This is a genomic window from Empedobacter sedimenti, from assembly GCF_030005555.1.
Classification (GTDB): Bacteria; Bacteroidota; Bacteroidia; order Flavobacteriales; family Weeksellaceae; genus Empedobacter; species Empedobacter sedimenti.
Genome location: NZ_JASCQG010000012.1, coordinates 53703 through 79162, shown reverse-complemented (window position 1 = coordinate 79162; position 25460 = coordinate 53703). Strand labels below are relative to the sequence as shown.

The 25460-nt window shown below is 33.3% G+C and carries 37 protein-coding genes and 1 riboswitch; of the genes, 29 read left to right on the top strand and 8 right to left on the bottom strand.

What is annotated here, in order from left to right:
- Positions 1 to 7: 7 nt before the first annotated feature.
- Genes QHG34_RS12085 through QHG34_RS12070 form a run of 4 tightly spaced genes read left to right on the top strand, consistent with a single transcriptional unit; the run spans position 8 to position 3993 of the window.
- Positions 8 to 577, top strand: a complete 570-nt coding sequence (locus QHG34_RS12085) for a DUF4199 domain-containing protein (protein WP_282630456.1) — start codon at positions 8 to 10, stop codon at positions 575 to 577.
- Between the two features lie 3 nt (positions 578 to 580).
- Positions 581 to 1543 carry a glycosyltransferase family 2 protein gene (locus QHG34_RS12080; RefSeq protein ID WP_282630455.1) on the top strand — a complete coding sequence of 321 codons (963 nt, stop codon included), beginning with the start codon at positions 581 to 583 and terminating at the stop codon, positions 1541 to 1543.
- Positions 1544 to 1562: 19 nt separating this feature from the next.
- On the top strand, positions 1563 to 2267 hold the full coding sequence (locus QHG34_RS12075) for a GIN domain-containing protein (protein WP_282630454.1): 705 nt from the start codon (positions 1563 to 1565) through the stop codon (positions 2265 to 2267).
- 10 nt (positions 2268 to 2277) lie between these two features.
- Positions 2278 to 3993, top strand: a complete 1716-nt coding sequence (locus QHG34_RS12070) for a phospho-sugar mutase (protein ID WP_282630453.1) — start codon at positions 2278 to 2280, stop codon at positions 3991 to 3993.
- A 68-nt stretch (positions 3994 to 4061) separates the two neighbouring features.
- Here the strand turns inward: QHG34_RS12070 and QHG34_RS12065 are convergent, their stop codons facing one another.
- From QHG34_RS12065 to QHG34_RS12055, 3 genes are all read right to left on the bottom strand, one after another.
- The gene (locus QHG34_RS12065) at positions 4062 to 5159 is read right to left on the bottom strand and encodes an inorganic phosphate transporter (protein ID WP_282630452.1); all 1098 of its coding nucleotides are present in this window, start codon (positions 5157 to 5159) and stop codon (positions 4062 to 4064) included.
- A gap of 102 nt (positions 5160 to 5261) precedes the next feature.
- Positions 5262 to 6368, bottom strand: coding sequence for an inorganic phosphate transporter (locus tag QHG34_RS12060; protein ID WP_282630451.1), 1107 nt, complete (start codon positions 6366 to 6368; stop codon positions 5262 to 5264).
- A gap of 24 nt (positions 6369 to 6392) precedes the next feature.
- Positions 6393 to 7037: a DUF47 domain-containing protein gene (locus tag QHG34_RS12055; protein WP_282630450.1), complete on the bottom strand. Its 645-nt coding sequence runs from the start codon at positions 7035 to 7037 to the stop codon at positions 6393 to 6395.
- 365 nt (positions 7038 to 7402) lie between these two features.
- On the opposite strand from QHG34_RS12055, the gene rpsL reads away from it, so the two are divergent.
- The 19 genes from rpsL (at position 7403) to rpsN (ending at position 18886) form a co-directional block, all read left to right on the top strand.
- Positions 7403 to 7786 (top strand): 30S ribosomal protein S12, encoded by a 384-nt coding sequence (gene rpsL / locus QHG34_RS12050; protein ID WP_019974211.1) that lies wholly within the window; start codon positions 7403 to 7405, stop codon positions 7784 to 7786.
- A gap of 12 nt (positions 7787 to 7798) precedes the next feature.
- Positions 7799 to 8275: a 30S ribosomal protein S7 gene (rpsG, locus tag QHG34_RS12045; protein WP_121933331.1), complete on the top strand. Its 477-nt coding sequence runs from the start codon at positions 7799 to 7801 to the stop codon at positions 8273 to 8275.
- Between the two features lie 6 nt (positions 8276 to 8281).
- Positions 8282 to 10405 (top strand): elongation factor G, encoded by a 2124-nt coding sequence (gene fusA / locus QHG34_RS12040; protein ID WP_282630449.1) that lies wholly within the window; start codon positions 8282 to 8284, stop codon positions 10403 to 10405.
- A 10-nt stretch (positions 10406 to 10415) separates the two neighbouring features.
- A complete protein-coding gene (gene rpsJ / locus QHG34_RS12035) occupies positions 10416 to 10721 on the top strand; it encodes a 30S ribosomal protein S10 (RefSeq protein ID WP_019974208.1) in 306 nt (101 codons plus the stop codon).
- Between the two features lie 113 nt (positions 10722 to 10834).
- Entirely contained in the window at positions 10835 to 12388 is a 1554-nt protein-coding gene (locus tag QHG34_RS12030; RefSeq protein ID WP_282630448.1) for a hypothetical protein, read from the top strand.
- A gap of 194 nt (positions 12389 to 12582) precedes the next feature.
- Positions 12583 to 13212, top strand: a complete 630-nt coding sequence (rplC, locus tag QHG34_RS12025) for a 50S ribosomal protein L3 (RefSeq protein WP_282630447.1) — start codon at positions 12583 to 12585, stop codon at positions 13210 to 13212.
- The gene (gene rplD, locus QHG34_RS12020) at positions 13203 to 13832 is read left to right on the top strand and encodes a 50S ribosomal protein L4 (RefSeq protein ID WP_282630446.1); all 630 of its coding nucleotides are present in this window, start codon (positions 13203 to 13205) and stop codon (positions 13830 to 13832) included. The genes rplC and rplD overlap by 10 nt, the downstream gene beginning before the upstream one ends.
- A 7-nt stretch (positions 13833 to 13839) precedes the next feature.
- Complete coding sequence (gene rplW / locus QHG34_RS12015) at positions 13840 to 14124, top strand: 50S ribosomal protein L23 (protein ID WP_282630445.1); 285 nt, start codon at positions 13840 to 13842, stop codon at positions 14122 to 14124.
- Between the two features lie 15 nt (positions 14125 to 14139).
- The gene (gene rplB, locus QHG34_RS12010; RefSeq protein WP_282630444.1) at positions 14140 to 14964 is read left to right on the top strand and encodes a 50S ribosomal protein L2; all 825 of its coding nucleotides are present in this window, start codon (positions 14140 to 14142) and stop codon (positions 14962 to 14964) included.
- 3 nt (positions 14965 to 14967) lie between these two features.
- Entirely contained in the window at positions 14968 to 15246 is a 279-nt protein-coding gene (gene rpsS, locus QHG34_RS12005) for a 30S ribosomal protein S19 (RefSeq protein WP_171623142.1), read from the top strand.
- Positions 15247 to 15255: 9 nt separating this feature from the next.
- Positions 15256 to 15672, top strand: coding sequence for a 50S ribosomal protein L22 (gene rplV / locus QHG34_RS12000; protein WP_282630443.1), 417 nt, complete (start codon positions 15256 to 15258; stop codon positions 15670 to 15672).
- A 4-nt stretch (positions 15673 to 15676) separates the two neighbouring features.
- Positions 15677 to 16405, top strand: a complete 729-nt coding sequence (gene rpsC / locus QHG34_RS11995) for a 30S ribosomal protein S3 (RefSeq protein ID WP_282630442.1) — start codon at positions 15677 to 15679, stop codon at positions 16403 to 16405.
- Positions 16406 to 16441: 36 nt separating this feature from the next.
- On the top strand, positions 16442 to 16861 hold the full coding sequence (rplP, locus tag QHG34_RS11990) for a 50S ribosomal protein L16 (protein WP_019974199.1): 420 nt from the start codon (positions 16442 to 16444) through the stop codon (positions 16859 to 16861).
- A gap of 23 nt (positions 16862 to 16884) precedes the next feature.
- Positions 16885 to 17073, top strand: coding sequence for a 50S ribosomal protein L29 (gene rpmC / locus QHG34_RS11985; protein WP_282630440.1), 189 nt, complete (start codon positions 16885 to 16887; stop codon positions 17071 to 17073).
- A 16-nt stretch (positions 17074 to 17089) separates the two neighbouring features.
- Positions 17090 to 17344: a 30S ribosomal protein S17 gene (gene rpsQ, locus QHG34_RS11980; RefSeq protein ID WP_019974197.1), complete on the top strand. Its 255-nt coding sequence runs from the start codon at positions 17090 to 17092 to the stop codon at positions 17342 to 17344.
- An 8-nt stretch (positions 17345 to 17352) separates the two neighbouring features.
- Entirely contained in the window at positions 17353 to 17721 is a 369-nt protein-coding gene (gene rplN, locus QHG34_RS11975) for a 50S ribosomal protein L14 (protein WP_019974196.1), read from the top strand.
- A gap of 9 nt (positions 17722 to 17730) precedes the next feature.
- Entirely contained in the window at positions 17731 to 18045 is a 315-nt protein-coding gene (gene rplX, locus QHG34_RS11970) for a 50S ribosomal protein L24 (RefSeq protein WP_038335509.1), read from the top strand.
- Position 18046: 1 nt separating this feature from the next.
- Complete coding sequence (gene rplE, locus QHG34_RS11965) at positions 18047 to 18610, top strand: 50S ribosomal protein L5 (RefSeq protein WP_038335516.1); 564 nt, start codon at positions 18047 to 18049, stop codon at positions 18608 to 18610.
- Positions 18611 to 18616: 6 nt separating this feature from the next.
- Positions 18617 to 18886, top strand: a complete 270-nt coding sequence (gene rpsN, locus QHG34_RS11960; protein ID WP_282630439.1) for a 30S ribosomal protein S14 — start codon at positions 18617 to 18619, stop codon at positions 18884 to 18886.
- Positions 18887 to 18945: 59 nt separating this feature from the next.
- Here the strand turns inward: rpsN and QHG34_RS11955 are convergent, their stop codons facing one another.
- From QHG34_RS11955 to thiM, 5 genes are read right to left on the bottom strand one after another with little or no spacing between them, the layout of a single operon-like run.
- Entirely contained in the window at positions 18946 to 19581 is a 636-nt protein-coding gene (locus QHG34_RS11955; RefSeq protein ID WP_282630438.1) for an HAD family hydrolase, read from the bottom strand.
- On the bottom strand, positions 19566 to 20228 hold the full coding sequence (gene tenA, locus QHG34_RS11950; RefSeq protein ID WP_282630437.1) for a thiaminase II: 663 nt from the start codon (positions 20226 to 20228) through the stop codon (positions 19566 to 19568). Before tenA ends, QHG34_RS11955 begins: the two co-directional genes overlap by 16 nt.
- Positions 20212 to 21048 (bottom strand): bifunctional hydroxymethylpyrimidine kinase/phosphomethylpyrimidine kinase, encoded by an 837-nt coding sequence (gene thiD, locus QHG34_RS11945; RefSeq protein ID WP_282630436.1) that lies wholly within the window; start codon positions 21046 to 21048, stop codon positions 20212 to 20214. Before thiD ends, tenA begins: the two co-directional genes overlap by 17 nt.
- A complete protein-coding gene (thiE, locus tag QHG34_RS11940) occupies positions 21023 to 21682 on the bottom strand; it encodes a thiamine phosphate synthase (RefSeq protein ID WP_282630435.1) in 660 nt (219 codons plus the stop codon). The genes thiD and thiE overlap by 26 nt, the downstream gene beginning before the upstream one ends.
- Positions 21679 to 22476, bottom strand: coding sequence for a hydroxyethylthiazole kinase (gene thiM / locus QHG34_RS11935; RefSeq protein ID WP_282630433.1), 798 nt, complete (start codon positions 22474 to 22476; stop codon positions 21679 to 21681). The genes thiE and thiM overlap by 4 nt, the downstream gene beginning before the upstream one ends.
- Positions 22477 to 22558: 82 nt before the next feature.
- Positions 22559 to 22651, bottom strand: a riboswitch (TPP riboswitch).
- Positions 22652 to 22909: 258 nt separating this feature from the next.
- Here thiM and rpsH point away from each other — a divergent pair.
- Genes rpsH through rplO form a run of 6 tightly spaced genes read left to right on the top strand, consistent with a single transcriptional unit; the run spans position 22910 to position 25459 of the window.
- A complete protein-coding gene (rpsH, locus tag QHG34_RS11930; protein WP_282630432.1) occupies positions 22910 to 23311 on the top strand; it encodes a 30S ribosomal protein S8 in 402 nt (133 codons plus the stop codon).
- A gap of 21 nt (positions 23312 to 23332) precedes the next feature.
- Positions 23333 to 23878 (top strand): 50S ribosomal protein L6, encoded by a 546-nt coding sequence (rplF, locus tag QHG34_RS11925; protein WP_282630431.1) that lies wholly within the window; start codon positions 23333 to 23335, stop codon positions 23876 to 23878.
- A 13-nt stretch (positions 23879 to 23891) separates the two neighbouring features.
- Positions 23892 to 24245, top strand: a complete 354-nt coding sequence (gene rplR / locus QHG34_RS11920) for a 50S ribosomal protein L18 (protein WP_282630430.1) — start codon at positions 23892 to 23894, stop codon at positions 24243 to 24245.
- Positions 24246 to 24261: 16 nt separating this feature from the next.
- Positions 24262 to 24783: a 30S ribosomal protein S5 gene (gene rpsE, locus QHG34_RS11915; RefSeq protein ID WP_407080913.1), complete on the top strand. Its 522-nt coding sequence runs from the start codon at positions 24262 to 24264 to the stop codon at positions 24781 to 24783.
- 11 nt (positions 24784 to 24794) lie between these two features.
- Positions 24795 to 24974 carry a 50S ribosomal protein L30 gene (gene rpmD / locus QHG34_RS11910; protein ID WP_019974183.1) on the top strand — a complete coding sequence of 60 codons (180 nt, stop codon included), beginning with the start codon at positions 24795 to 24797 and terminating at the stop codon, positions 24972 to 24974.
- A 29-nt stretch (positions 24975 to 25003) separates the two neighbouring features.
- Positions 25004 to 25459 carry a 50S ribosomal protein L15 gene (gene rplO, locus QHG34_RS11905; protein ID WP_038335541.1) on the top strand — a complete coding sequence of 152 codons (456 nt, stop codon included), beginning with the start codon at positions 25004 to 25006 and terminating at the stop codon, positions 25457 to 25459.
- Position 25460 lies beyond the last annotated feature (1 nt).

Below are 25460 nucleotides of genomic sequence, written 5' to 3'. Positions count from 1 at the left end.
TTGCAAAATGATTAGTTTCAACAAAATTTTCAAAAATTCATTAGTGCTGACGGGAATTACCTTAGTATTGTTTTTTGCACTATACTTCTATTTTTCGTTCAACGGAACTGTTTCTGTACAAGATTACTACATCTATAGTTTCTTTATTTGCTGTTTTATCGTTTTGCCATTGTATGCAACGTACTGTTTTTTTACAGTACTTAATTTGGCTAAAGCAAAAGCAATTAATTATCAATCTATCGAAGATTTGATGACATTTAAAGAAGGTTTCAAAGTAGGATTTTACACTATTTTCTTTGCAGGAGTTATTAGTCTTATTGTCATTTTTGTATTTTTTAATACATATGGCGAATGGGCGCAGGATAGTTTGAAACAAGGATTGTTAGATACTTTTACAGCAAATATGTCAGATCCTAAAACTTCAAAAGATATCGAAACATTCAGAAATTCGGACGATTATAAAACACTTAATTTATTTACAGTGAAAAACTTTTTCGGATTATTCTCAATTTTCTTATCTTTCTACATTGCTATTTCGGCATTGTTTTCGCAATTCTTAAAAAAACGTGTTTTTTAACATATGGATATTTCAGTTGTTGTTCCTTTATTGAACGAACAAGATTCCTTAGAAGAATTATTCTACCGAATCAAAAAAGTGTGTGAGCAAAATGATTACTCATTCGAAGTTATTTTCGTAGATGACGGAAGTACAGACGATTCGTGGCAAATTATCGAATATATTGCTAACTTCAATCCAGAAGTGAAAGGAATCAAATTCCGTAAAAATTATGGTAAATCTCCAGCACTTAGCGCAGCTTTCAAAGAAGTGAAAGGTGATGTTGTCATTACAATGGATGCAGATTTACAAGATTTTCCGGAGGAAATTCCTGCTTTATACAATATGCTAAAAAATCAAAAAGCTGATATTGTTTCGGGGTGGAAAGAAAATCGTCAAGATAATAAATTGACAAAAAATCTTCCTTCAAAATTATTTAACGGTGTTGCACGTAAAACTTCGGGTGTAAAATTGCATGATTTTAACTGTGGTTTGAAAGCTTATCGTTGGGAAGTAACTCAAAATATCGAATTGTATGGTGATATGCACCGTTACATTCCTGTTTTAGCTAAAAATGCTGGATATTCGAGAATTATCGAGAAAAAAGTAAAGCATCAAGCGCGTAAGTATGGCGTTTCAAAATTTGGAGCAAATCGTTTTGTAAATGGTTTCTTAGATTTGATTACACTTTTCTTTGCTTCAAAATTCGGGAACAAACCAATGCATATTTTCGGTTTATTGGGAACGTTGATGTTCATTTTAGGATTTTTCGCTTCATTTTATTTAGGAGCCGAAAAATTGTTTAAAGTTTACATTTCGCATTCGCCTGCAAGATTAATTACAGATAGTCCTTCTTTTTATATCTCGTTAGTTTTTATGATTTTGGGAACACAATTATTTTTGGCGGGATTTTTGGGCGAATTAATTGTTCGTAATAATCGCGATAAACAATTGTATTTAGTTCAGAAAGAAGTAAATCTTAATTAATAATAAAAATCAACCAACTATGAAAAAAACTTTATTATTCGGATTATTAGTTGCGCTTGTCACTTCGTGTTCATCTCCAATTAAAGGAGAAGGTGCAGCGACGGCTCAAAAAGAATATACAGCAGATAACATCAAAGAGTTGAATGTTTCGTGTAACTGTGATGTAATTTTAGTGCCAGGAGATAAAACTGGTGTAAAAGTAGAATCGCACCAAAATATCATTGATAATCTGGAAGTCGAAGCAAAAAATAATTCATTAAAAATCAAAGAAAAAAGTAATGTAAATCAGTACAGTGCTTATGATGTATATGTGTATGTAACTCGTGATTTGAAGAATTTATCGATAGAAAAGCAAACTTCTTTGACAACTTCAGGAACATTAAATGTAGATGAATTAAGTTTATCTGTTGCAGGACAATCTCTTATTAGTAAAACATTCTTGATTACAAATAATCTTGATTTAAAAGCTGATAATCAATCAAATGTTACCCTTGAAGGAACTGCTGATGCAATGAAAGTAAAAGCTTATGGAGATGCAAAATTAAGTTTGTTCAAATACGAAGTAAATGAAGCTGATATAACAACTGATGATAATGTTATATTAAATATTAATGCACGCAATACATTGTATGGCTCTGCAAAAGGAAACTCAATCGTAAACTTTATGGGCGATCCAAATAAGGATACAAAAATTGCTGACCGCGCCCAAGTACTAAAAAAATAAAAAAATAAGAATGACTTCAAGTTTAGATAATGCTAAATTATGGCTTTCTGACGCTTATGATGCGGAAACAAGAAAAGCTGTTCAAGATTTAATTGATAATAATCCAACCGAATTAGACGATTCTTTTTATAAAAACTTAGAGTTTGGAACAGGAGGAATGCGTGGTATAATGGGAGTAGGAACAAATCGTTTAAACAAATATACACTTGGTGCAGCAACACAAGGTTTAGCAAATTATATCAATCAACAATTTCCGAATAAGGAGAAAAAAGTTGCGATTGCATACGATGTTCGTCATAATTCGGATACGTTTGCAAAAATGGTTGCAGATGTTTTGACTGCGAATGGAATTAATGTTTATTTGTTCGAATCTTTCCGTCCAACGCCAGAATTGTCATTTACAGTTCGTCATTTAGGTTGTGATGCTGGAATTGTTTTAACAGCTTCTCATAATCCTCCAATTTACAATGGTTACAAGGTTTATTGGAATGATGGTGCGCAAATTGTTCCGCCACAAGATGGAGAAATTATCAACGAAGTTAATAATGTAAAAGTAGAAGAAATCAAATTTCAAGGGAACGATACATTGTTGACATATATCGGAAAAGAAATTGATGAAGCTTTTATTGATGCTTGTGTAGCAAACGGAAGTTTTACGAAAGAAGGTAAAGAAGATATAAAAATTGTTTTCACTTCTATTCACGGAACTGCAGTTGCAATTACGCCAAAAGCTTTTGAGGAAGCTGGTTTTACACAAGTACATCAAGTTGCTGAGCAAGCAATTCCAAGTGGAGATTTCCCAACAGTAAAATCGCCAAATCCAGAAGAACCAGAAGCGTTGACTATGGCAGTTGCTTTAGCAAATGAAATTGGTGCTGATGTTGTAATTGGAACAGATCCTGATGCGGATCGTGTAGGTGTTGCAACGCGTAATAATGAGGGCGAAATTGTTTTATTAAATGGTAACCAAATGAACACTGTTTTGACTTATTATTTATTAGAAAAATGGCAAGAAGCTGGTAAATTAGTTGGAAAAGAATTTATCGGATCGACAATTGTTACGTCTGATATTTTTTATGATATTGCTGCAAAATTCAATGTTGATTGTAAAGTTGGATTAACAGGTTTCAAATGGATTGCTGATATGATTCGTAAATTCGAAGGCAAAGAAAGTTTTGTTGGAGGAGGAGAAGAGTCATTTGGATTTATGGTTGGCGATTTTATTCGTGACAAAGATTCTGTAACATCAGCTTTATTGGTTTCTGAGATTGCTGCTGTACAAAAAGCAAAAGGAAGTTCATTGTATAATAAGTTAATGGAAATCTATCTTGAAATCGGAAAAGCGTATCAAGAAGATTTAATTAGTATTGTAAAACCAGGAAAAGAAGGTGCAGAATTAATTGCTAAAATGATGGTGGAATGTAGATCAAATCCTCCAAAAGAATTAGCAGGTTCTAAAGTTGTTCGTGTAAAAGATTTTCAATCTTCTATCGATAAAGATTTAATCTCAGGTGATGAAAAAGCGATAGAAATTCCAAAGTCAAATGTATTGATTTTCTATACAGAAGATGGAAGTAAAGTAGCTTGTCGACCTTCTGGAACAGAACCAAAGATTAAATATTATTTCTCTGTAAATGCTCCACTTTCTAACAAAGAAGATTATCTAGCTGTTCAAAAAGAATTGTTAGCGAAAATCGATTTGTTGAAAGAAGATTTTAGCAAATAATCATTCAAGAATAAATAGAAAATGGCTGTCAATTTTGACAGCTATTTTTTTATGATTAAATTTTAATGTTAGAAAAACATCGAAAATAGATAATAAAATCCTGTTGCAATAAGTGCAGAAACTGGAATTGTCAAAATCCAAGCCCATAATAAACTAATTGTAACTCCCCAACGAACTGCAGAAACTCTTTTTACCATTCCAACACCAATAATTGATCCTGTGATAACGTGCGTTGTAGAAACTGGCATTTTGATATGTTCTGTAAAAAATAAGGTAATAGCAGAAGCTGTTTGCGCTGTAAAACCTTCGATAGGAGTAATTTTTGTAATTTTATTTCCCATCGTTTTTAAGATTTTCATTCCGCCACCTAAAGTTCCTAAAGCAATTGCCGAGAAACACATAATCGGAACCCAATCGTGAATATCAGTGCTACTCGAAGTAATGAACCAATGTTTCCAATCGAAAACGTCATTCAAAATCCAACCATTCATATCAGTATTAATAATCGCAGTTTGATTGGCAAGTAAAGCAAACGTGATTACTCCCATTACTTTCTGTGAATCATTCAAACCATGACCAATACTTAACATTGCAGAAGAAACCAATTGCAATTTTTTGAACCAAGCATCTGCTTTATGCGGTTTTGCATTTCGACAAAGATTTAGTGTGATGATGTAAATAACATTACCCGCAACTAAACCAATAATTGGTGCAACCAAGATAAACGCGATAATTGTTAAGATAATTGTACTGTTAATCGCAGAAAAATCATAACCTGTTGCGGCTAATGCGCCTCCAGCTAATCCCCCAATCAATGTGTGAGATGAGGAAGAAGGGATTCCTAATTTCCAAGTTAAAATATTCCAAGTGATTGCTGCAGAAAGTGCAGCCATAACAACTATAGAAGGATTAGAGCCCAATGCGACGACAACATCTTCTTTGATGATTTTAGCGATTGTGTCTGCGACTCCAAATTCTCCAATGACGAATTTAGCGATAAAAAAAGCAACAAAATTGAAAAAAGCAGCCCATATAACTGCTTGAACTGGTGTTAAAACTTTTGTTGTGACAACGGTTGCGATAGAGTTTGCAGCATCGTGAAAACCGTTTAAGAAATCGAATAAGATAGCTAGTCCGATTATAATAAATAATACAGTTAATTGCATTGCGCAAATTTAAAACTTTCTGAAAATTATTATAATGGATTAGTAGAAAATATTTTAATAAAAAAAGGAACTCTTAATGAGTTCCTTTTAAATCGTTATGTATTAAACAAATAATGTTATAATATAATAAATTAGAGCTGCTAATAAAGCTGAGACAGGAATGGTAAGTACCCATGCCCAAAGTAAACTAATTGTTACTCCCCAACGTACTGCTGAAACACGTTTCGTTAATCCAACACCGATAATAGAACCTGTAATTGTGTGTGTTGTAGATACTGGAATTCCGAAATGTTCAGAAATATAAAGCGTCATGGCTCCAGATGTTTCTGCAACTACACCTTCTAATGGTGTTACTTTTGTAATTTTAGATCCCATTGTTTTGATGATTTTCCACCCACCACCCATTGTACCTAATGCGATAACAATAAATGATGTAATAGGAACCCACATCCAGTGAGATACAAAATACTGAAATTTATCTTCTGCTTGTACATAAGCAGGATCAAAATCAACATTCATATGGTAAAAAATAACTGCTGCTCCAATAATACCCATTACTTTTTGCGCGTCATTCATACCATGTCCTAAAGAGAATAAGGCAGAAGAAACTAATTGTAATTTCTTAAACCACCATTCAGCTCTAGCTGGTTTGGCTTTTTTACAAATATGAAGTGTAATAATGGTTAATATGGAAGCGATTGTCATACCAATTAATGGTGCTAAAACAATGAAGCATACAATAGGAACAACTTTTTTGTAAACAATTACATCTTCACCACCAGCAGAAAAACCGCCAGCGTGAGCTAATGCAGCTCCAATAAATCCACCAATTAATGTGTGAGATGAAGAAGAAGGAATACCAAATTTCCAAGTAAGTAAATTCCAAGAAATGGCAGCGATAATTCCGGCTAAAATAACTTCTAATGTAATGAAGTTCTCGTTAACCGATTTTGCAATTGTATTACCAATTTTAAATTCTCCAATCCAATAAACCGAGATAAAGTATGCTGCAAAGTTGAATAATGCAGCCCAAAGTACAGCCTGAAATGGAGTTAATACTTTTGTAGCAACAATTGTTGCAATTGAATTTGCTGCGTCATGAAATCCATTGATGTAATCAAAAACGAATGATAAAACGATAATTGTTATCAATAAAATCCCTGGCGTTGACGTGAGCATACTCGAAAACGCATTGAAAAATTCTGTCATATCTTAATGTTTAAGATTAAATTTTTACGAATGTTTTACGGCTACTGCTTCTAACACATTTGCAACACTTTTACATTTGTCTGTTGCAGATTCAAGAGATGATAAAACCTCTTTGTATTTGATGATATTTTTTGCATCAGTCTCGTTCTCGAAAATTTCTTGAACTGCTTTATCAAAAATACGATCCGATTTGTTTTCTAATTTATTGATACGCTCACAGATTTCGTAAATGCGTTCTACATTTCTTAAATCTTTTAATTGTTCAATACCTTCTCCGATTAATTGACAAGCTTCTAAGTTAACAGCTGTAATTTTACGAATAGATTTTGTGATTTTTTCTACTTGATAGATGTTGATTCTGTTAGCAGCACCATTTAAGTTATCTGCAACATAATCGATAGATTTTACTAATGAGTAAATATCTTCTCTATCAAAAGGAGTAATGAAGTTTTTACTTAACTCTAAATTTGTTTTTTGAGTTAAGTACTCAATTTTACTTTCAATTTTAGAGATTTGTGCAATGTAATCTTCACGTTCTTCAATAGGAGCATTTACACATTCGTGTAATAATTCAGCTAATTTGATTAAACTTTTTGAAGCTTCCTCGAACAAAGGATAGAATACCTTATCCTTTGGAGTAAATAATTTAAAAAATGAGTTTACTGACATTTAATAATGTTTTGTGGTGCAAAATTAATTTTTCTAATGTAAAGTTAACATTAAATAAATGTTTTCGTAACAATAAACCATAAAGAAATAATAAAATAAATATCATATAGAGTCCTTTAATTTAGTTGATGATGACGGTTGTAGTAGTAAAAGTATAAATGAAAGCTATAAACAATACGTTGTTGTGAATTTTTTAAGATGTTATCTTATTGTAAATAAATTATAAAGAATTACTTATTTATTTATAAAAAATTATAAATCAGTGTAAAATAAATGGATAAATATTTTTATTTCACAAATTAATTTGTAGTTTTGCATGCCCAAAAAATGGGTTTAATCCAAATTTAAAAGGAAATTTAATTAGTATGCCAACAATTCAACAATTAGTTAGAAAAGGTAGAAAAAAACTAACCAAGAAGAGTAAATCGGCTGCATTGGAATCATGTCCACAACGCCGCGGTGTTTGTACACGTGTTTACACTACAACTCCAAAAAAACCTAACTCAGCAATGCGTAAAGTAGCGCGTGTTAGATTAACAAATGGAAAAGAAGTTAACGCGTACATCGGTGGTGAAGGTCACAATCTTCAAGAGCACTCGATAGTATTGGTTAGAGGTGGTAGAGTTAAAGATTTACCAGGTGTACGTTACCACATTGTTCGTGGTGCGTTAGATACTGCGGGAGTAAACGGACGTACTCAACGTAGAAGTAAGTATGGAGCGAAACGTCCTAAAGATGCTAAAAAATAAATTTAAGGTAAGATGAGAAAGACAAGAGCTAAAAAAAGACCTTTACTTCCAGATCCTAAATTTAATGATCAGTTAGTAACTCGTTTCGTAAACAACTTAATGTATGACGGAAAAAAATCTGTAGCATTCAAAATTTTCTATGATGCGTTAGAAATCGTAGATTCTCGTAAAGAAGATGCAGAAAAAACTTCATTAGACATTTGGAAAGAAGCATTATCTAATGTAATGCCTCACGTAGAAGTACGTTCTCGCCGTGTAGGTGGAGCTACATTCCAAATTCCAATGGAAATTCGTCCAGACCGTAAAATTTCAACAGCAATGAAATGGTTAATTTCTTATTCACGTAAGCGTAATGAGAAATCTATGGCACAAAAATTAGCTGGAGAAATTATTGCAGCTGCTAAAGAAGAAGGATCTGCCGTTAAAAAACGTCAAGATACTCACAAAATGGCAGAAGCTAACAAAGCGTTTTCACACTTTAGATTCTAATACACGATGGCAAGAGATTTAAAATACACAAGAAACATTGGTATTGCTGCTCACATCGATGCAGGAAAAACTACAACGACAGAGCGTATCTTATTCTATTCAGGTAAGAATCACAAAATTGGAGAAACTCACGAAGGATCAGCTACAACTGACTGGATGGAGCAAGAGGCTGAAAGAGGTATTACAATTACTTCTGCAGCTGTAACAGTAGATTGGACATTCCCAACAGAACAAGGTAAACCATTACCAGACGCTAAAGGATACCACTTTAATATTATCGACACTCCTGGTCACGTTGACTTTACAGTAGAGGTAAACCGTTCTTTACGTGTTTTAGATGGTTTAGTTTTCTTATTCTCAGCAGTAGATGGAGTTGAACCTCAGTCTGAAACAAACTGGCGTTTAGCAGATAACTATAAAGTTCCTCGTTTAGGTTTCGTTAACAAAATGGACCGTCAAGGAGCTGACTTCTTAAATGTATGTCGTCAAGTACGTGAAATGTTAGGATCAAACGCTGTTCCTATCGTATTACCAATCGGTGACGAAGCAGATTTTAAAGGAGTTGTAGATTTAATTAAAAACCGTGCAATTGTATGGCATGATGAGAATCATGGTTCTACATTTGATGTTGTTGAAATCCCAGCTGATATGGTTGACGATGTAAGACAATTCCGTGGTCAATTAATTGAAGAAGTAGCTGCGTACGACGAGAACTTATTAGAGAAGTACATGGAGGACGAAAACTCTATTACTGAAGAAGAAGTTCACGCTGCATTACGTGCTGCAACATTAGATATGTCTATCATCCCAATGACTTGTGGATCTTCGTTCAAAAACAAAGGTGTACAATTCATGTTAGATGCTGTATGTCGTTACTTACCATCTCCGATGGATAAAGAAGCGATTCACGGTACTGACCCAAAAACTGATGAGCCTATCTCAAGAAAACCTTCAGTTGATGAGCCATTCTCAGCATTAGCATTCAAAATTGCTACTGACCCATTCGTAGGTCGTTTAGCTTTCTTCCGTGCTTATTCTGGAGCTTTAGACGCAGGTTCTTATGTATTGAATACTCGTTCTGGTAACAAAGAGCGTATTTCTCGTATCTTCCAAATGCACGCTAACAAACAAGAGCCTATCGAGAGAATCGAAGCAGGTGATATTGGAGCTGCAGTAGGTTTCAAAGATATCAAAACAGGAGATACTTTATGTGAAGAAAAAGCACCTATCGTATTAGAGTCTATGGACTTCCCAGATCCAGTAATTGGTATCGCAGTTGAGCCTAAAACAAAAGCTGACGTTGATAAATTAGGTATGGCTTTAGCTAAATTAGCTGAAGAGGATCCTACATTTGTTGTTAAAACAGACGAAGCTTCTGGACAAACAATTATCTCTGGTATGGGTGAGTTACACTTAGATATCATTGTTGATCGTTTAAGAAGAGAGTTCAAAGTAGAGGTTAACCAAGGTGAGCCTCAAGTAGAGTACAAAGAATCATTCTCAAAACCAGCTAATCACCGTGAGGTTTACAAAAAACAATCAGGTGGTCGTGGTAAATTTGCTGATATCGTTTTCGAAATGGGACCAGCAGATGAAGGTAAAACAGGTTTAGAATTCGTTTCTGAAATTAAAGGTGGTAACGTTCCAAAAGAATATATCCCTTCAATCGAGAAAGGTTTCAAAGCTGCAATGAAGAATGGACCTTTAGCAGGATTCGAAATGGATTCGTTAAAAGTTACTTTAAAAGATGGATCTTTCCACCCTGTGGATTCTGATGCTTTATCTTTCGAATTAGCTGCTCAAATGGGGTACAAAGCTGCTGCTAAAGCTGCTGGTGCTCAAATCTTAGAGCCTATTATGAAGTTAGAAGTATTAACTCCAGAGGAAAACATGGGAGATGTTGTAGGTGACTTAAACAGAAGACGTGGACAAGTTTCTGGTATGGACGATAGAAATAACGCAAAAGTTATTAAAGCTTTAGTTCCATTAGCAGAAATGTTCGGATACGTAACATCATTACGTACATTATCTTCTGGTCGTGCTACATCTACAATGGAATTTGATCACTACGCTCCAGCACCAACAAACGTGTCTGAAGCTGTAATCGCTAAAGCAAAAGGTAACGCTTAATTCAAGAAAAATGAGTCAAAAAATTAGAATAAAATTAAAATCTTACGATTATTCTTTAGTTGATAAATCAGCTGAAAAAATCGTAAAAACTGTAAAAGCTACAGGAGCTGTTGTTAATGGACCAATTCCATTACCAACTCACAAAAGAATCTTTACAGTTTTAAGATCTCCACACGTTAACAAAAAATCTCGTGAGCAATTTCAATTATCAGCTCACAAAAGATTATTAGACATTTATTCTTCTTCATCTAAAACAGTTGATGCTTTAATGAAGTTAGAATTACCTAGTGGTGTTGAAGTAGAAATTAAAGTATAGTTATCAGCTAACTTTAAATAAATATAACCCCTGAGAAGTGCACATCTCAGGGTTTTTTTGTGCAATTTATTTTGCTATTTTTTTTAACTTTAAATTATTCAATCCTTTATTCTATGAAAAAATTATCTAACTCAAAATTTTGCTATTATTTTACATTTATTCTCCTTTTGTGTGTTGGTATTTGTAAAAGTCAAACGCAAGAGGAATTACTTGAAGCTTTAAAAAGTGAAAAAGAAACAATCAATTACTTAGCTAATATTGAGAATTTAAGTTTTAAACTTAAAGCAGGAAGTAAAGATTTTAATCCAAAAGATAATTCAAACTTTGATAAAATCAAGTTTGATCACACTGTTTCTAAGGTTGCGTTGGATTCTTTTTTTAAAGAACTAAGAGTAGGTGTTAGTTCTATTTATCCTTATAATGTTTTTAATATAGATAAAGATCAATTTGATTTGATTAAATTCTTAGGAATGGATAATTTTTATTTTATGAATAATCCTCATTTAGAAGCTTCGTTTGTTCCAACTAAAATAAATTTTTTGGATGGTACATCTATAAATGCAGATAAGTATAAAATATCAGTTGAAACGATTCAGAAAAAATATGGAATAGAAGATGAGGATGGTTTTGTAGATGTTGATGAAGAAAAATTATCTGATATAGAAAAGTTGATATGGAACGAAAGTAATACATTCAAATATCATTTTGCGATTAATTCTTCTAAGCCAGTAGCTTCATTAGATTATCAAATTGAATTTGTAATTCCACGATCTGAAACTTATATTTTATCGACAGCGAATAAAGTTGCTTCAACTAGCTTTGGTGAAATCAAATTGCTTGAAATAATTAATGCAACCGCAAGTCTTCTGATTCCATCTCAACTTAAAAAGAAATTTGAGATATACGCAATTTATAAAGACGGAAGAGTAATGAAGCAATTGTCACAAAACTCAAATACTGTTTATAGTGATGAGCAGAAGAAAGGTTTTGCTGATCTACTTCACGTTTATGAATTGGCAGAAACTGAAGTAAATCGTAAATCAATTCAAAATATTGATCAGTTAAAGAAATTTATTAATACAAAATCTCCATTTTCTGACAGTAATTATTTCGAACCAACTAATTACAATTACAAATTTGATTTCGCAGGACCAATCGATCATTTAAAAATTAAGGTACTTAACTTAGAAGATCAACCAGAGTTGTTTAAAATTTCAGCAACTGTACGGAATGATGATAAAGAATTTATCCTTTCAAAAGATCTGAATTCAGATTTTTATGGAATTCTTGATGTAAAAGGTAATTGGGTAGTAAAGCCATTCTTAACAGAGTATGTTAGAGAAATGAATAAATATTTCTACCGAGATCAGATTGATTATGGTGATACATCAGATGAAAAGAGTTATGATCGAGTATACTGGTTTGATCATCAGAATAAAACATTGAAATTAGTTGATTATATTCCAGATAGTTTAGAGTTGTATGATGAAAAATATTGTATTGTAGAAAAAGGAATTAATGGTAAAGAAGGTGTTGTAAATGGTTTGACGGGAGAAATTGTTGTGCCATTAATTTATTATAATGTAGTTTATAAGGATGGTAAATGGGTTGCAAAAACAGAAGACTATAAAGAAACAATTTATTCATTACAAGGAAAAAAACTTTAGTAAAATATAGAAATCTTCATTTACTAATTATTTTGGTTAGATCAATTTTGATAATCAAAATAAATAATTAATTGAAAATTTGTAGTTTATAAAATATTTTGTACATTTGCATGCTAATTTTAGAGAAGATCTCTAGTGGTCGAAAGCCCACATTCTCTGAAATATTAAACAAATTATTAACATATTTTAATCAAATGTCAGGTATCATTGGTAAAAAAATCGCGATGACTAGCTTATTTGATGAGAACGGGAAAAATATTCCTGTGACTATCGTAGAGGCTGGGCCATGTGTGGTTACTCAAGTCAGAACCGTAGAGAAAGATGGGTACGTTGCTGCTCAACTTGGTTTCGATGACGCAAAAGAAAAAAACACGACTAATGCTTTAAAAGGTCACTTTAAAAAAGCAGGTGCAACTCCAAAAAGAAAATTAGTTGAGTTTTACGGAGAAGAATTCGTAAACTCTATTAATTTAGGAGATGAAGTGAACGTTGAATTATTCAACGAGGGAGAATTTGTAAGTATTACAGGTACTTCAAAAGGAAAAGGTTTCCAAGGTGTTGTAAAACGTCACGGTTTTGGTGGAGTAGGTCAAGCTACACACGGTCAACATAACCGTTTAAGAGCTCCAGGTTCTATCGGTGCTGGTTCAGATCCATCTCGTGTATTCAAAGGAATGCGTATGGCTGGAAGAATGGGTGGTAAACAAGTTACTGTTCAGAACTTAAAAGTACTTAAAGTTGATGCTGAGAAAAACCTTTTAGTAGTAAAAGGAGCTATCCCAGGTCCTAAAAATTCATACGTAATCGTTAGAAGATGGAAGTAGTAGTATTAAACATCAAAGGTCAAGAGACTGGAAGAAAAGTTTCTTTAGACGAGGCAGTTTTTGGAATTGAGCCTTCTACACACACAGTGTACTTAGAGGTTAAACAATATTTAGCAGCTCAACGCCAAGGAACTCACAAAGCAAAAGAAAGAGCTGAGATTGCGGGATCAACTCGTAAAATCAAAAAACAAAAAGGAACAGGTACTGCTCGTGCAGGTTCTATTAAATCTCCTGTGTTTAGAGGAGGAGGTAGAGTTTTCGGACCACGTCCAAGAAACTACTCTTTCAAATTAAACAAAGCACAAAAGAGATTAGCTAAAAAATCTGTGTTATCACAAAAATTAGCTGAAAACGAAATTAAAGTTGTTGAAAACTTTTCATTCGAAGCTCCAAAAACAAAAGAATTCAAAACAGTTTTAACTGATTTAGGATTAGATAATACTAAATCTTTATTCGTTTTAGGAGAGTCAAATAATAACGTATATTTGTCTTCTCGTAATTTGAAAAAAGTAAAAGTAGTAACTACTTCAGAATTAAATGTTTTTGATTTAATCAATGCTTCTCAAATTGTGTTTTTAGAAGATTCTTTAGCAACAGTTCAAGAAAATTTAACAAAATAAGACGAAAATGGGAATCATAATTAAACCAGTAATTTCAGAAAAAGCAACTAGTAACAGTGAGTTATTAGGGCAATATTCGTTTTATGTAGATACAAAAGCTAACAAATTACAAATCAAAGAAGCTGTAGAAAAAACTTACGGTGTTTCTGTTGTTTCTGTTAGTACTTTAGTTTCTATGCCAAAAGTGAAAACTCGTTACACAAAAACAGGTTTTCAAACTGGAAAAACAAATAAGTTGAAAAAAGCGATCGTTAGCTTAGCTGAAGGTCAAGAAATAGAGTTGTTCGGATAATTTAAGAATTAAAAAATGTCAGTAAGAAAATTAAAACCTATCACCCCGGGACAACGTTTTAGAGTGGTTAATGAATTTGCGGCAGTAGATAAAAATGCTAAGCCAGAAAAGACATTAGTTGAAGGAAAATCTAAATCGGGTGGACGTAACAACACTGGTAAAATGACAATGCGTTATATCGGTGGTGGACACAAACAAAAATATCGTATCATCGACTTCAAACGTGATAAAGAAGGTGCTGCAACTGTAGAATCTGTACAATACGATCCTAACAGAACTGCATTCATCGCTTTATTATCTTACGAAGATGGTGAAAAACGTTACATTATTGCTCAAAATGGTTTGAAAGCTGGACAAGTAATTGTTTCAGGAGATAACGTAGAACCAGAAGTAGGTAATGCTATGAAGCTTAAAAGTATGCCATTAGGTACTGTAATCTCTTGTATTGAGTTACGTCCAGGGCAAGGAGCTGTTATGGCAAGAAGTGCAGGTACTTATGCTCAATTAGTTGCGCGTGATGGTAAATATGCTATCGTTAAGTTACCAAGTGGTGAATCAAGAATGATTTTAGTGGAGTGTAAAGCAACAGTAGGTGTTGTTTCTAACACAGATCATCAGTTAGAAGTTTCTGGTAAAGCAGGTCGTTCTAGATGGCAAGGTCGTCGTCCAAGAACTCGTCCAATGGTTATGAACCCAGTTGATCACCCAATGGGTGGTGGTGAAGGTCGTGCGACAGGAGGTATTCCTCGTTCTCGTAACGGTATTCCAGCTAAAGGTTACAAAACTCGTGACAAGAAGAAAGCGTCTAACAAATATATTGTTGAAAGAAGAAAAAAATAATTTATGGCACGTTCATTAAAAAAAGGACCATTCATCCACTATAAATTAGAAAAGAAAGTTTTAGCTAACGTAGAAGCGGGTAGCAAAAACGTGATCAAAACATGGTCAAGAGCATCTATGATTTCTCCTGATTTTGTTGGTCAAACTATCGCAGTACACAATGGGAAACAATTTATCCCAGTTTATGTTACTGAGAATATGGTAGGTCATAAATTAGGTGAGTTCGCTCCAACACGTACTTTTAGAGGTCATGCCGGAGCTAAAAACAAAGGAAAAAAATAGTAGAAGGCCATGGGATCTAGAAAAAGATTAAGTAACGAAAAAATCAAAGAAGCTAACAAGCAGGTAGCTTTTGCGAAATTAAATAATGTTCCTACTTCTCCTCGTAAGATGAGATTAGTAGTAGATATTATCCGTGGAGTTGAAATTCAAAAAGCTTTAGGTATTTTAAAATATACTAAAAACCACGCTTCAATCCGTTTAGAAAAATTGTTATTAAGCGCTATCGCTAACTGGCAAGTTAAAAACGAAGGAGCTGATGTTGAAGAAGCTGGATTATATGTAAAAGAAATCTCTGTTGACAGTGCACGTCAATTAAAAAGAATTCGTACTGCACCTCAAGGTAGAGCACATAGAATCAGAAAACGTTCAAACCATGTAACTTTGGTTTTAGGAACTAAAGAAGATAAACAAAAAGTACAAGATTAAGAATATGGGACAAAAAACTAATCCAATCGGAAATCGTTTAGGAATCATCAGAGGATGGGATTCTAACTGGTACGGTGGAAATGATTACGGTGATAAGATCGCAGAAGATGCAAAAATTCGTACTTATTTAAGAGCGCGTTTGTCTAAAGCCGGAGTTTCTCGTATTTACATCGATCGTACTTTAAAATTGGTTACAGTAACTGTAACTACTGCTCGTCCAGGTATCATTATTGGTAAAGGTGGACAAGAAGTTGACAAATTAAAAGAAGAGTTAAAGAAAATCACTGGTAAAGAGGTTCAAATTAACATCTTCGAAATTAAGAGACCAGAATTAGATGCAATCTTAGTAGGTGATAGTATCGCTCGTCAAATTGAGAATCGTATTTCTTACCGTCGTGCAATCAAAATGGCTATTCAATCTGCAATGAGAATGAACGCTGAAGGAATTAAAGTTCAAATCTCGGGTCGTTTAAACGGTGCAGAGATGGCACGTTCAGAAACTTACAAAGATGGACGTATTCCTTTGTCTACATTCCGTGCAGACATTGATTACCACATTTCAGAAGCTCACACAACTTACGGTCGTTTAGGGATCAAAGTATGGGTTATGAAAGGTGAGGTATATGGTAAGAGAGAATTATCTCCGTTAGTTGGGTTACAGAAAAAACAAAAAAAATCTGATAACAACAGTAACAGAAAAGGAGGTGAAAGATCTAATAATAGAAAGCGATAATTTAGTTTAACAACTAACATAAAGAATTAAGTAGATATGTTATCACCGAGAAGAGTAAAATTTAGAAAAACCCAAAAAGGTAAGATGAAAGGTGTTTCTCACAGAGGAACTCAATTAGCTTACGGGACTTTCGGGATCAAATCTTTAGACGAAGCGTTTATTACAGCTCGTCAAATCGAGGCAGCTCGTATTGCTGCAACTCGTTTCATGAAGAGAGAGGGTCAATTATGGATTAAAATATTTCCAGATAAACCAATTACTAAGAAACCAGCAGAGGTACGTATGGGTAAAGGTAAAGGTGCACCAGAATATTGGGTAGCTCCTGTACAACCAGGTCGTATCTTATTCGAAGTAGGAGGTGTGCCATTAGAGGTTGCAACTGAAGCATTGCGTTTAGCAGCTCAGAAATTACCTGTTAAGACTAAGTTTATCGTTGCACGTGATTTCCAAAATTAATTATTTCAAAAAATTAAGAAAAAATGAAAGCAGCAGATATTAGAAATCTAAGTGTAGAGGAATTGCAAGCTAAAATAGCTGAAGAACAAGCAAACTACGATCAATTAAAATTGACTAACGCAGTTTCGCCAATCGCAAATCCAATCGGTATCAGACAATTACGCAGAACAATTGCTCGTTTGAATACCGTTTTAAACGAAAAACAATCATAACAGCAATCTGTAACTGATGGAAAGAAAATTAAGAAAAGAAAGAGTTGGTTTAGTTACTTCAAACAAAATGGAAAAAACCATTGTTGTAGCTGAAACTAAGAAACAAAAGCACCCATTCTATGGGAAATTCGTTTTAAAAACGAAGAAATATACAGCGCACGACGAAAATAACGAGTGTAACGAAGGTGACACAGTGCGTATCATGGAGACTCGTCCTTTGTCTAAAAACAAAAGATGGAGATTAGTAGAAATCATTGAAAGAGCTAAATAATATAAGTTATGTTACAACAAGAATCTAGATTAAAAGTTGCAGATAACACAGGAGCTCGTGAAGCATTAGTAATCCGCGTTTTAGGTGGTACTAAAAGAAGATACGCATCAGTAGGTGACAAAATCGTTGTTGCGATTAAAGAAGCTACACCTTCAGGAAACGTTAAAAAAGGTGCTGTATCAAAAGCTGTTGTAGTTAGAACTAAAAAAGAAGTTCGCAGAAAAGACGGTTCATATATCCGTTTCGACGATAATGCATGTGTATTATTGAACACTCAAGGAGAAATGCGTGGTACTCGTGTATTCGGTCCAGTTGCTCGTGAGTTACGTGATAAAGAATATATGAAAATTGTATCATTAGCCCCAGAGGTATTATAATAGAACAACATGGCAAAGTTAAAAATTAAAAAAGGAGACAAAGTAGTCGTATTATCAGGATCTAACAAAGGTCAAACTGGTACTGTGTTACGCGTATTCCCTGACAAAGCTAAAGCTATCGTTGAAGGGGTTAATATTGCAAAAAAACGTGTAAAGCCAAGCGCACAAAATCCACAAGGTGGAGTTGTTGAGAAAGAAGCTCAAATCTATTTATGCAAATTGGCTTTAGTAGATCCAGAAACTGGGAAAGCAACGAAAGTAGCGATCAAAGAAGAAGGAGGGAAAAAAGTAAGAATTGCTAAAAAATCAGGAAAAGCTATCTAAGATGAGTACAACAACATACACACCTCGTCCGCAGGTTAAATATAAAGAAGAGATTGTAGCTGCTCTTAAAGAAGAGTTTGGATACAAATCTATTATGCAAGTTCCTAAATTAGAGAAAATTGTTTTATCTCAAGGTTTAGGTGCTGCTACAGCTGACAAAAAAATCGTTGATTACGCTATTGAAGAGTTAGAATTAATCACTGGTCAAAAAGCAGTTGGAACTATCTCTAAGAAAGATGAAGCAGCTTTCAAATTACGTAAAGGAATGCCAATTGGTGCTAAAGTAACTTTACGTGGTGAGAAAATGTACGAATTCTTAGATCGTTTAGTATCTGCAGCTTTACCACGTGTACGTGATTTTAGCGGTATTTCTTCTACAGGTTTCGACGGTAGAGGTAACTATAACTTAGGTATCAAAGAGCAAATTATCTTCCCAGAAATTAATATTGATAAAATCAAGAAAATTCAAGGTTTAGATATTACCTTTGTAACTTCAGCGAATACTGATAAAGAAGCGAAAGCTTTATTATCTAAATTCGGATTACCATTTACTAAAGAAAAATAAGAAGTCATGGCTAAAGAATCAATGAAAGCGCGTGAGCGCAAAAGACAAGCATTAGTTGCTAAGTATGCTGCGAAAAGAACTGCTTTATTAGAAGCTGGTGACTACGAAGCATTACAAAAATTACCTAAAAACGCTTCTCCTGTACGTTTACACAATCGTTGTAAATTAACAGGTCGTCCAAAAGGATACATGAGAACTTTCGGGATCTCTCGTGTAACATTCCGTGAAATGGCGAACGAAGGGTTAATCCCAGGTGTTAAAAAAGCGTCTTGGTAATTTACCAATAGCTTTAGAAATATTAAATCCTTACTCTTTATTGAGTAAGGATTTTTTTGTTATATAAATTTGATGATATCTCTAAAGTCATTCAAATAATTAGTGTGATGGATAAAATTTGGATTATTATAAATTTTGTATGCTATTTCTGCATTTTTAGCAGCAGTTATTCCAGTCGTTGAATCTTCAATAATTAAGACTTCATTTTTAGCTAATTTTGATAATGACAATGCTTTTTGATAAGGTTCTGCATTTGGTTTACCTTTTATTACATCGTCTGCTGTAATGGTGTTATCAAAATATCCTTGAAGATTTAATTGTTTGATAGCAAAATCAATTTGTTTTCTAGATGAATTTGAAACAAGAATAATCTGAATTTGATGAAGTTTTAGTTCTTCTAAAATTTCAATAACATATTGATTTAGTTTTATATAATGATGAAAGTGATCTTCATAAAATTTTTCTGTCCAATCAAGAATTTCGTTGTATAAATCTGTTGTAAATCGTAACTGATATTCTAACATTAATTGTATTGCTTCGTTTGTGGTGAAATTTAATCCATCATTTTCAAGTAAGCAGCTTGCATCTAGTTTGTATGTTTCTACAACTTTATCAAACATCAAATTCCACAATTGTAAACTATCTACAATTACTCCATCAAAATCAAAAAAGATGGCTTTTATTTTCTGTTCCATGTAATATTTTCATAGGCAGCTTTCCAAAATTGATATTCTAATTCGCTAGCTTTTACAAAAGCTTCTAACATTTGATCTTTTATCTTATCAGTAGTTTCTTCTGCCGCTTTATTAATATAGTCTTTAGCTTTTTTTACACCTTCACCAAACTCATCTCCACTATAAGTTTCAATCCATTTCTGGTACGGATTATTTTCTTTAGATTGATTTTTGATAATCTCATCGCCAACTTCTTTATAAATCCAGAAACAAGGTAAAACTGCAGCCAAAGCAACTTCGATGGGGTCGAATGCTACTGTACTTTTTAAGAAATGTGAATAATGATGACATACTGGTTCTATTTCTATCTTTACGTTTTGAGTCAAACCAAAATCCTGAAAATAAGATTCGTGTAGAGCGCGTTCAACAATCAAGGCATTTTTACCAAATTCGAAAAAATCAATAGCTTGTTGATTGTCTACAGATTTTGCTCCAATTGCTGCTAACACACGACCAAAATGTTCTAAATATTTTGCATCTTGTAACATGTAAAACTGAAATTTTTCTATTGGTAATGTTCCATTTTCTAATTCTTTTATAAATGGCATATTTAGAATATCATTATAAATAGGCGTTATAGTTTCCCAAGCTTTAGTTGTGAATGTCATATGTTTTTAATTTTTGAGGATTGAAAAAATGATTTAAAGGTCCATTTCCTTTGCCAATTGTTAAATCTTTGCTACCAAGTATTGCCCGCTCAATATATTCTTGAGCAAATTGTACACTTTCTGAAAGAGAAAAACCTAAAGCTAAATTACATGCAATAGCTGAAGATAATGAGCAACCTGAACCATGGGTGTTTTTTGTATCAATTTTTTTTGAAGTATAACTTTGGATAGGTTGATTTTTTTGAAATAGATAACTTACAATTTCTTTTTGCTCCAGATGACCACCTTTTAATAATAGATTTTGACAACCTAAATTCATGATGTTTTCTCCATGTATTAACATCAATTCTGCAGAGTCTATTTTATGATTTGCCAAAACACTTGCTTCATCAAGATTTGGAGTTATGAGCGTTGCTAAAGGAAAAAGTTTCTCAATACAAGCCGTAATTGTTTCTTTTTTGATTAATTGATGACCACTTGTTGATACCATGACAGGATCAAATACTATTGGATTGTTATAATTTTTTAATTCTTCAGCAATGATATTGACTAGTTCTATACTATGAACCATTCCTATTTTGATTGCATCTGGATAAATATCTTCTAAAATAGATTGAATTTGTTCTCGAATGGATTCAGTTGAGATTTCATAAATATTTTTTACTCCCTGCGTATTTTGTATGGGTAATGCTGTTAATACATTTGTTGCGTAGCAACCATGCGCAGAAATTGTTTTGGTATCAGCCTGTATTCCAGCACCACCACTCCCGTCAAATCCTGCTATTGTTAAGACACTATATGTTTTTTGGATTATACTCATTGTTGTTGATAATTTGTTTTAATATTTGAGCTGATCTTTTGGGATTACTGCTTCCACAGATAGCAGAGACCACAGCTACGCTATCTGCACCAGCTTTAATTATTTCAGAGACATTGATTTCATTAATTCCTCCTATTGCAATTAAAGGAAGAGTTGTTAGCTTCTTCAGTTTATGTATTCCTTCATATCCCCATTCGGTAATGGTATTCGTTTTAGTAGAAGTAGAAAAAATAGGGCTAACACCTAAGTGATTGACATAATCAATTTGTTTTTCATTTAATTGATCGCAAAGTTCTATAGACCAGCCAATGTTTTTTGGAGAGTTTGTATTTCTATCTATTTCTGATGGTTTTATATCGCTTCGTCCAACATGTATTCCCCACGATTGAACACTAATAGCAACTTCTAGAGAATCATTGATAATTAACGGAATGTTATATAGATCAGTGATTTTTTTCAATGCCTTTGCTTTTTCGATGTATTCTTCTGTTGTACAATCTTTTTCTCTGAGTTGGATTATGTCAACTCCTCCTAAAATTGCTTGTTCAGCAACGTCCAGCCAATGATAATGAATGCAATCTTTTTCTGATATTACTAAATATAATGGATAAGGAAATTTTGGATTAACTTTCATATTTTAGAAATTTTCAAATACGAGCGAATATCTTTTTCTGATAAATGATATAAAGTATCATATAAATTCATTTGTAAACTTCCCGGTCCATTACTTTTTTTCTCAGCTAAATCTCCTGCTAAACTAAAAACAGCCATTCCACTAATGGTTTCATTATAAGGATTTTCATTAAGACCTAGAAATGCACCGATGACAGCTGTAGCAGAGCAGCCCAATCCAGTTACTTTTGTCATCATTTCATGTCCATTTTTAATTTCTATAATGTTGTCATCTGAAATAATAAAATCTGAAACTCCCGAAATACAAACAATAGAACTGTGTTTTTGATTAAGATTTTGTGCAGCTTTTATAGCTTGATTACTTTGATGCGAACTATCAACACCTTTTCCTTGAATATTACTAAAAGAATCTAGCGCTAGTATTTCTGAAGCATTGCCACGAATCACAGTCGGATTGTAAGTAAGAAGTTCTTTCAGAAGATTATTCCTGAAAGTAGAAATGCCAGCTCCAACAGGATCTAAAATCCAAGGTTTCTTAAGTAGATTTGCTTTTTTAGTTGCGATTAACATGCTTTCTGCCCAATAATCATCAATAGTTCCTACATTAATGACAATAGAATTAGAGATTTCCACAACAGACTCCACTTCTTTGTGCGCATGTATCATAACAGGAGATGCTCCAATTGCTAAAAGAGCATTGGCGGTGTTGTTCATCACAACAAAATTGGTGATGTTATGTACAAGTGGATTTTTTTCTCGTACAGTTTGTAAATTTTGAATAATTTGATTTTCCATTAATTGATAATTTTGATAAAACAATTAATGGCTTAAGAGGATTTTTTCTTTGAAAAAAAAGCATACAATTGCTCAAAACAATTGTATAAATATTGCTTTTCCCTACGTCGGTGTTAACCGTATCAGGTTCAAAGGGACTGTCTCAATTCTTTTCAGAATACCCCTAAAGCCAAATCAAATTTATACAATTTGTCTTAATTTCTACTACGAATACTATAAATAAACAAAATACTTCGTTTTCTTGTGTTTTTTTATTCTTCTTAAATTAAGGTTTGAGCTTATTCATTAATTCTAAAACGATTAAAAATAAATTATTGAGATTAATAGTTTGTAATTAAAAAATATGCAATATATTTGCAACCCAAATGCATAGTGCATTTAGATTAAGTTTAATTTTAAAAGTAGTGCTTCGGTACTATACTGTAGAATTATTATGTATACAGATCCTATTTCAGATTTTCTAACGCGTGTTAGAAATGCGATGATGGCGGGACACAAAGTTGTGGAAATCCCTGCATCTAAAATTAAAAAAGAGATCACTAAGATCTTATTTGAACAAGGTTATATCTTGAACTACAAATTCGAAGGACAAGATCAACCTCAAGGAACAATCAAAATCGCTTTAAAGTACGACAAAGTTACTAAAGAGCCAGCTATCCGTAAAATCAAAAGAGCATCTACTCCAGGTTTACGTCAATACGCAGGATCTAAAGAATTACCTCGTGTATTAAACGGTTTAGGTGTTGCTATTATCTCTACTTCAAGAGGTGTAATGACAGACAAACAAGCTCGTCAAGAGAATGTAGGTGGTGAAGTTTTATGTTTAGTTTATTAATCTTTTAAAAATTAAGAAATTATGTCAAGAATAGGACAAGCACTTATCAACGTTCCTGCAGCAGCAACTGTTGAGTTTAAAGACAACGTAGTTACAGTAAAAGGTAACAACATTACAATGACAAGAGAGTTGAACGAAGGTTTTGATATCACTATCGAAGACGGAGTTTTAACTGTAGTACGTCCAAACGATTCTAAAGAAAATAAAGCTTTACATGGTTTATACCGTTCTTTAATCAATAATATGATTACTGGTGTAACAGAAGGTTTCAAAAAACAATTAGAGTTAGTTGGTGTTGGTTATAGAGCATCTAACAACGGACAAAAATTAGATTTGTCATTAGGTTTCTCTCACAATATCGTGATCGAATTACCTACAGAAATTAAAGTAGAAACTTTAACAGAAAAAGGTAAAAACCCTATTATTACATTATCATCTCATGATAATCAATTATTAGGAATGATTGTAGCGAAAATTCGTTCTTACCGTAAGCCAGAGCCTTACAAAGGAAAAGGAATTAAATTCGTAGGAGAAATTATTAGAAGAAAAGCAGGTAAATCTGCATAAAAATCATTGAAAAATGGCATTATCTAAAGTAGAAAAAAGACAAAAAATAAAAAGACGCGTGCGTCGAAATATTTTTGGAACAGAAACTAAACCTCGTTTATCAGTTTACCGTTCTAACAAAGAAATTTACGCTCAAATTATTGACGATAACAGTGGAGTAACTTTAGCTTCTGCATCATCTCGTGAAAAAGGTGTTTCTGTAGAAGGTACAAAATCTGATGTTTCTGCATCTGTTGGTAAAGCATTAGCTGCAAAAGCTGTTGCAAAAGGAATTGAAACTGTAGTTTTTGACCGTAACGGTTTCGTGTATCATGGTAGAATCAAAGCTTTAGCTGAAGGAGCTAGAGAAGGTGGATTAAAATTCTAAAAAAGAGAAAGAAATTATGTTAGGATTTAAAAACGTAGAAAGAGTAAAACCAACAGGTTTAGATTTAAAAGATCGTTTAGTTGGAGTACAACGTGTTACTAAAGTAACAAAAGGAGGTAGAGCATTTGGTTTCTCTGCTATCGTAGTCGTTGGAGATGGAAATGGTGTAGTAGGTTACGGATTAGGGAAATCTAAAGACGTTGCTTCTGCTATTGCAAAAGCTATCGAAGATGCTAAGAAAAACTTAGTACGTATTCCATTATTTGACAATACAATTCCTCACGAACAAGAAGCTCGTTTCGGTGGTGCGCAAGTATTCATCCGTCCAGCATCTAAAGGTACAGGGGTAATTGCAGGTGGTACAGTACGTGCGGTATTAGAATCAGTTGGTGTACATGATGTATTATCTAAATCAAAAGGTTCTTCTAACCCTCACAATGCAGTAAAAGCTACATTCCGTGCTTTATTAAGCTTACGTTCTGTAGAAACTATTGCTCGTCAAAGAGGTATTTCTGTAACTAAAGTATTCAACGGTTAAAAAAAAGTAAAATGAGCAAAGTAAGAGTAAAACAAACACGTAGTGCAATCAACCGTGATAAATCTCAAAAAGCTACATTAGTTGCTTTAGGTTTAAAAAAGTTGAATCAAGTTGTTGAGCACGAATCAACTCCTCAAATCGAAGGAATGATTCGTAAAGTTTCACACTTAGTAGTAGTAGAAAGAGCTTAATCGCTTTTAACCTTTAAAAAATTATTAAAATGAATTTAAGTAATTTAAAACCAGCTGCTGGTTCAGTACAAAATAAATTCCGTAAAGGTAGAGGTGAAGGTAGTGGAAACGGTTTGACAGCAGGTCGTGGACACAAAGGTGCTAAATCTCGTTCTGGTTATTCAAGAAAAATCGGATTCGAAGGTGGACAAATGCCTTTACAAAGACGTTTACCTAAATTTGGTTTCAAAAACATCAACAGAGTTGAGTACACTGGAATCAATTTAGATACAATTCAACAATTAGTTGATAACAATAAAATTACAGATACTTTAAACAAAGAAACATTAGTACAGTTAGGATTAGCTCACAAAAACGACTTAGTGAAAATTTTAGGTCGTGGAGAGTTAAAAGCTACTGTTAATGTAACTGCTGATAAATTCACTCAAACAGCTCAAGAAGCTATTGAGAAAGCAGGAGGTAAAGTAGAATTAGTTAACGCTTAAG

Coding starts and splice junctions, on each gene's coding strand:
- QHG34_RS12085 (WP_282630456.1), top strand. CDS start 8: ATGATTAGTTTCAACAAAATTTTCAAAAATTCATTAGTGCTGACGGGA.
- QHG34_RS12080 (WP_282630455.1), top strand. CDS start 581: ATGGATATTTCAGTTGTTGTTCCTTTATTGAACGAACAAGATTCCTTA.
- QHG34_RS12075 (WP_282630454.1), top strand. CDS start 1,563: ATGAAAAAAACTTTATTATTCGGATTATTAGTTGCGCTTGTCACTTCG.
- QHG34_RS12070 (WP_282630453.1), top strand. CDS start 2,278: ATGACTTCAAGTTTAGATAATGCTAAATTATGGCTTTCTGACGCTTAT.
- QHG34_RS12065 (WP_282630452.1), bottom strand. CDS start 5,159: ATGCAATTAACTGTATTATTTATTATAATCGGACTAGCTATCTTATTC.
- QHG34_RS12060 (WP_282630451.1), bottom strand. CDS start 6,368: ATGACAGAATTTTTCAATGCGTTTTCGAGTATGCTCACGTCAACGCCA.
- QHG34_RS12055 (WP_282630450.1), bottom strand. CDS start 7,037: ATGTCAGTAAACTCATTTTTTAAATTATTTACTCCAAAGGATAAGGTA.
- rpsL (WP_019974211.1), top strand. CDS start 7,403: ATGCCAACAATTCAACAATTAGTTAGAAAAGGTAGAAAAAAACTAACC.
- rpsG (WP_121933331.1), top strand. CDS start 7,799: ATGAGAAAGACAAGAGCTAAAAAAAGACCTTTACTTCCAGATCCTAAA.
- fusA (WP_282630449.1), top strand. CDS start 8,282: ATGGCAAGAGATTTAAAATACACAAGAAACATTGGTATTGCTGCTCAC.
- rpsJ (WP_019974208.1), top strand. CDS start 10,416: ATGAGTCAAAAAATTAGAATAAAATTAAAATCTTACGATTATTCTTTA.
- QHG34_RS12030 (WP_282630448.1), top strand. CDS start 10,835: ATGAAAAAATTATCTAACTCAAAATTTTGCTATTATTTTACATTTATT.
- rplC (WP_282630447.1), top strand. CDS start 12,583: ATGTCAGGTATCATTGGTAAAAAAATCGCGATGACTAGCTTATTTGAT.
- rplD (WP_282630446.1), top strand. CDS start 13,203: ATGGAAGTAGTAGTATTAAACATCAAAGGTCAAGAGACTGGAAGAAAA.
- rplW (WP_282630445.1), top strand. CDS start 13,840: ATGGGAATCATAATTAAACCAGTAATTTCAGAAAAAGCAACTAGTAAC.
- rplB (WP_282630444.1), top strand. CDS start 14,140: ATGTCAGTAAGAAAATTAAAACCTATCACCCCGGGACAACGTTTTAGA.
- rpsS (WP_171623142.1), top strand. CDS start 14,968: ATGGCACGTTCATTAAAAAAAGGACCATTCATCCACTATAAATTAGAA.
- rplV (WP_282630443.1), top strand. CDS start 15,256: ATGGGATCTAGAAAAAGATTAAGTAACGAAAAAATCAAAGAAGCTAAC.
- rpsC (WP_282630442.1), top strand. CDS start 15,677: ATGGGACAAAAAACTAATCCAATCGGAAATCGTTTAGGAATCATCAGA.
- rplP (WP_019974199.1), top strand. CDS start 16,442: ATGTTATCACCGAGAAGAGTAAAATTTAGAAAAACCCAAAAAGGTAAG.
- rpmC (WP_282630440.1), top strand. CDS start 16,885: ATGAAAGCAGCAGATATTAGAAATCTAAGTGTAGAGGAATTGCAAGCT.
- rpsQ (WP_019974197.1), top strand. CDS start 17,090: ATGGAAAGAAAATTAAGAAAAGAAAGAGTTGGTTTAGTTACTTCAAAC.
- rplN (WP_019974196.1), top strand. CDS start 17,353: ATGTTACAACAAGAATCTAGATTAAAAGTTGCAGATAACACAGGAGCT.
- rplX (WP_038335509.1), top strand. CDS start 17,731: ATGGCAAAGTTAAAAATTAAAAAAGGAGACAAAGTAGTCGTATTATCA.
- rplE (WP_038335516.1), top strand. CDS start 18,047: ATGAGTACAACAACATACACACCTCGTCCGCAGGTTAAATATAAAGAA.
- rpsN (WP_282630439.1), top strand. CDS start 18,617: ATGGCTAAAGAATCAATGAAAGCGCGTGAGCGCAAAAGACAAGCATTA.
- QHG34_RS11955 (WP_282630438.1), bottom strand. CDS start 19,581: ATGGAACAGAAAATAAAAGCCATCTTTTTTGATTTTGATGGAGTAATT.
- tenA (WP_282630437.1), bottom strand. CDS start 20,228: ATGACATTCACAACTAAAGCTTGGGAAACTATAACGCCTATTTATAAT.
- thiD (WP_282630436.1), bottom strand. CDS start 21,048: ATGAGTATAATCCAAAAAACATATAGTGTCTTAACAATAGCAGGATTT.
- thiE (WP_282630435.1), bottom strand. CDS start 21,682: ATGAAAGTTAATCCAAAATTTCCTTATCCATTATATTTAGTAATATCA.
- thiM (WP_282630433.1), bottom strand. CDS start 22,476: ATGGAAAATCAAATTATTCAAAATTTACAAACTGTACGAGAAAAAAAT.
- rpsH (WP_282630432.1), top strand. CDS start 22,910: ATGTATACAGATCCTATTTCAGATTTTCTAACGCGTGTTAGAAATGCG.
- rplF (WP_282630431.1), top strand. CDS start 23,333: ATGTCAAGAATAGGACAAGCACTTATCAACGTTCCTGCAGCAGCAACT.
- rplR (WP_282630430.1), top strand. CDS start 23,892: ATGGCATTATCTAAAGTAGAAAAAAGACAAAAAATAAAAAGACGCGTG.
- rpsE (WP_407080913.1), top strand. CDS start 24,262: ATGTTAGGATTTAAAAACGTAGAAAGAGTAAAACCAACAGGTTTAGAT.
- rpmD (WP_019974183.1), top strand. CDS start 24,795: ATGAGCAAAGTAAGAGTAAAACAAACACGTAGTGCAATCAACCGTGAT.
- rplO (WP_038335541.1), top strand. CDS start 25,004: ATGAATTTAAGTAATTTAAAACCAGCTGCTGGTTCAGTACAAAATAAA.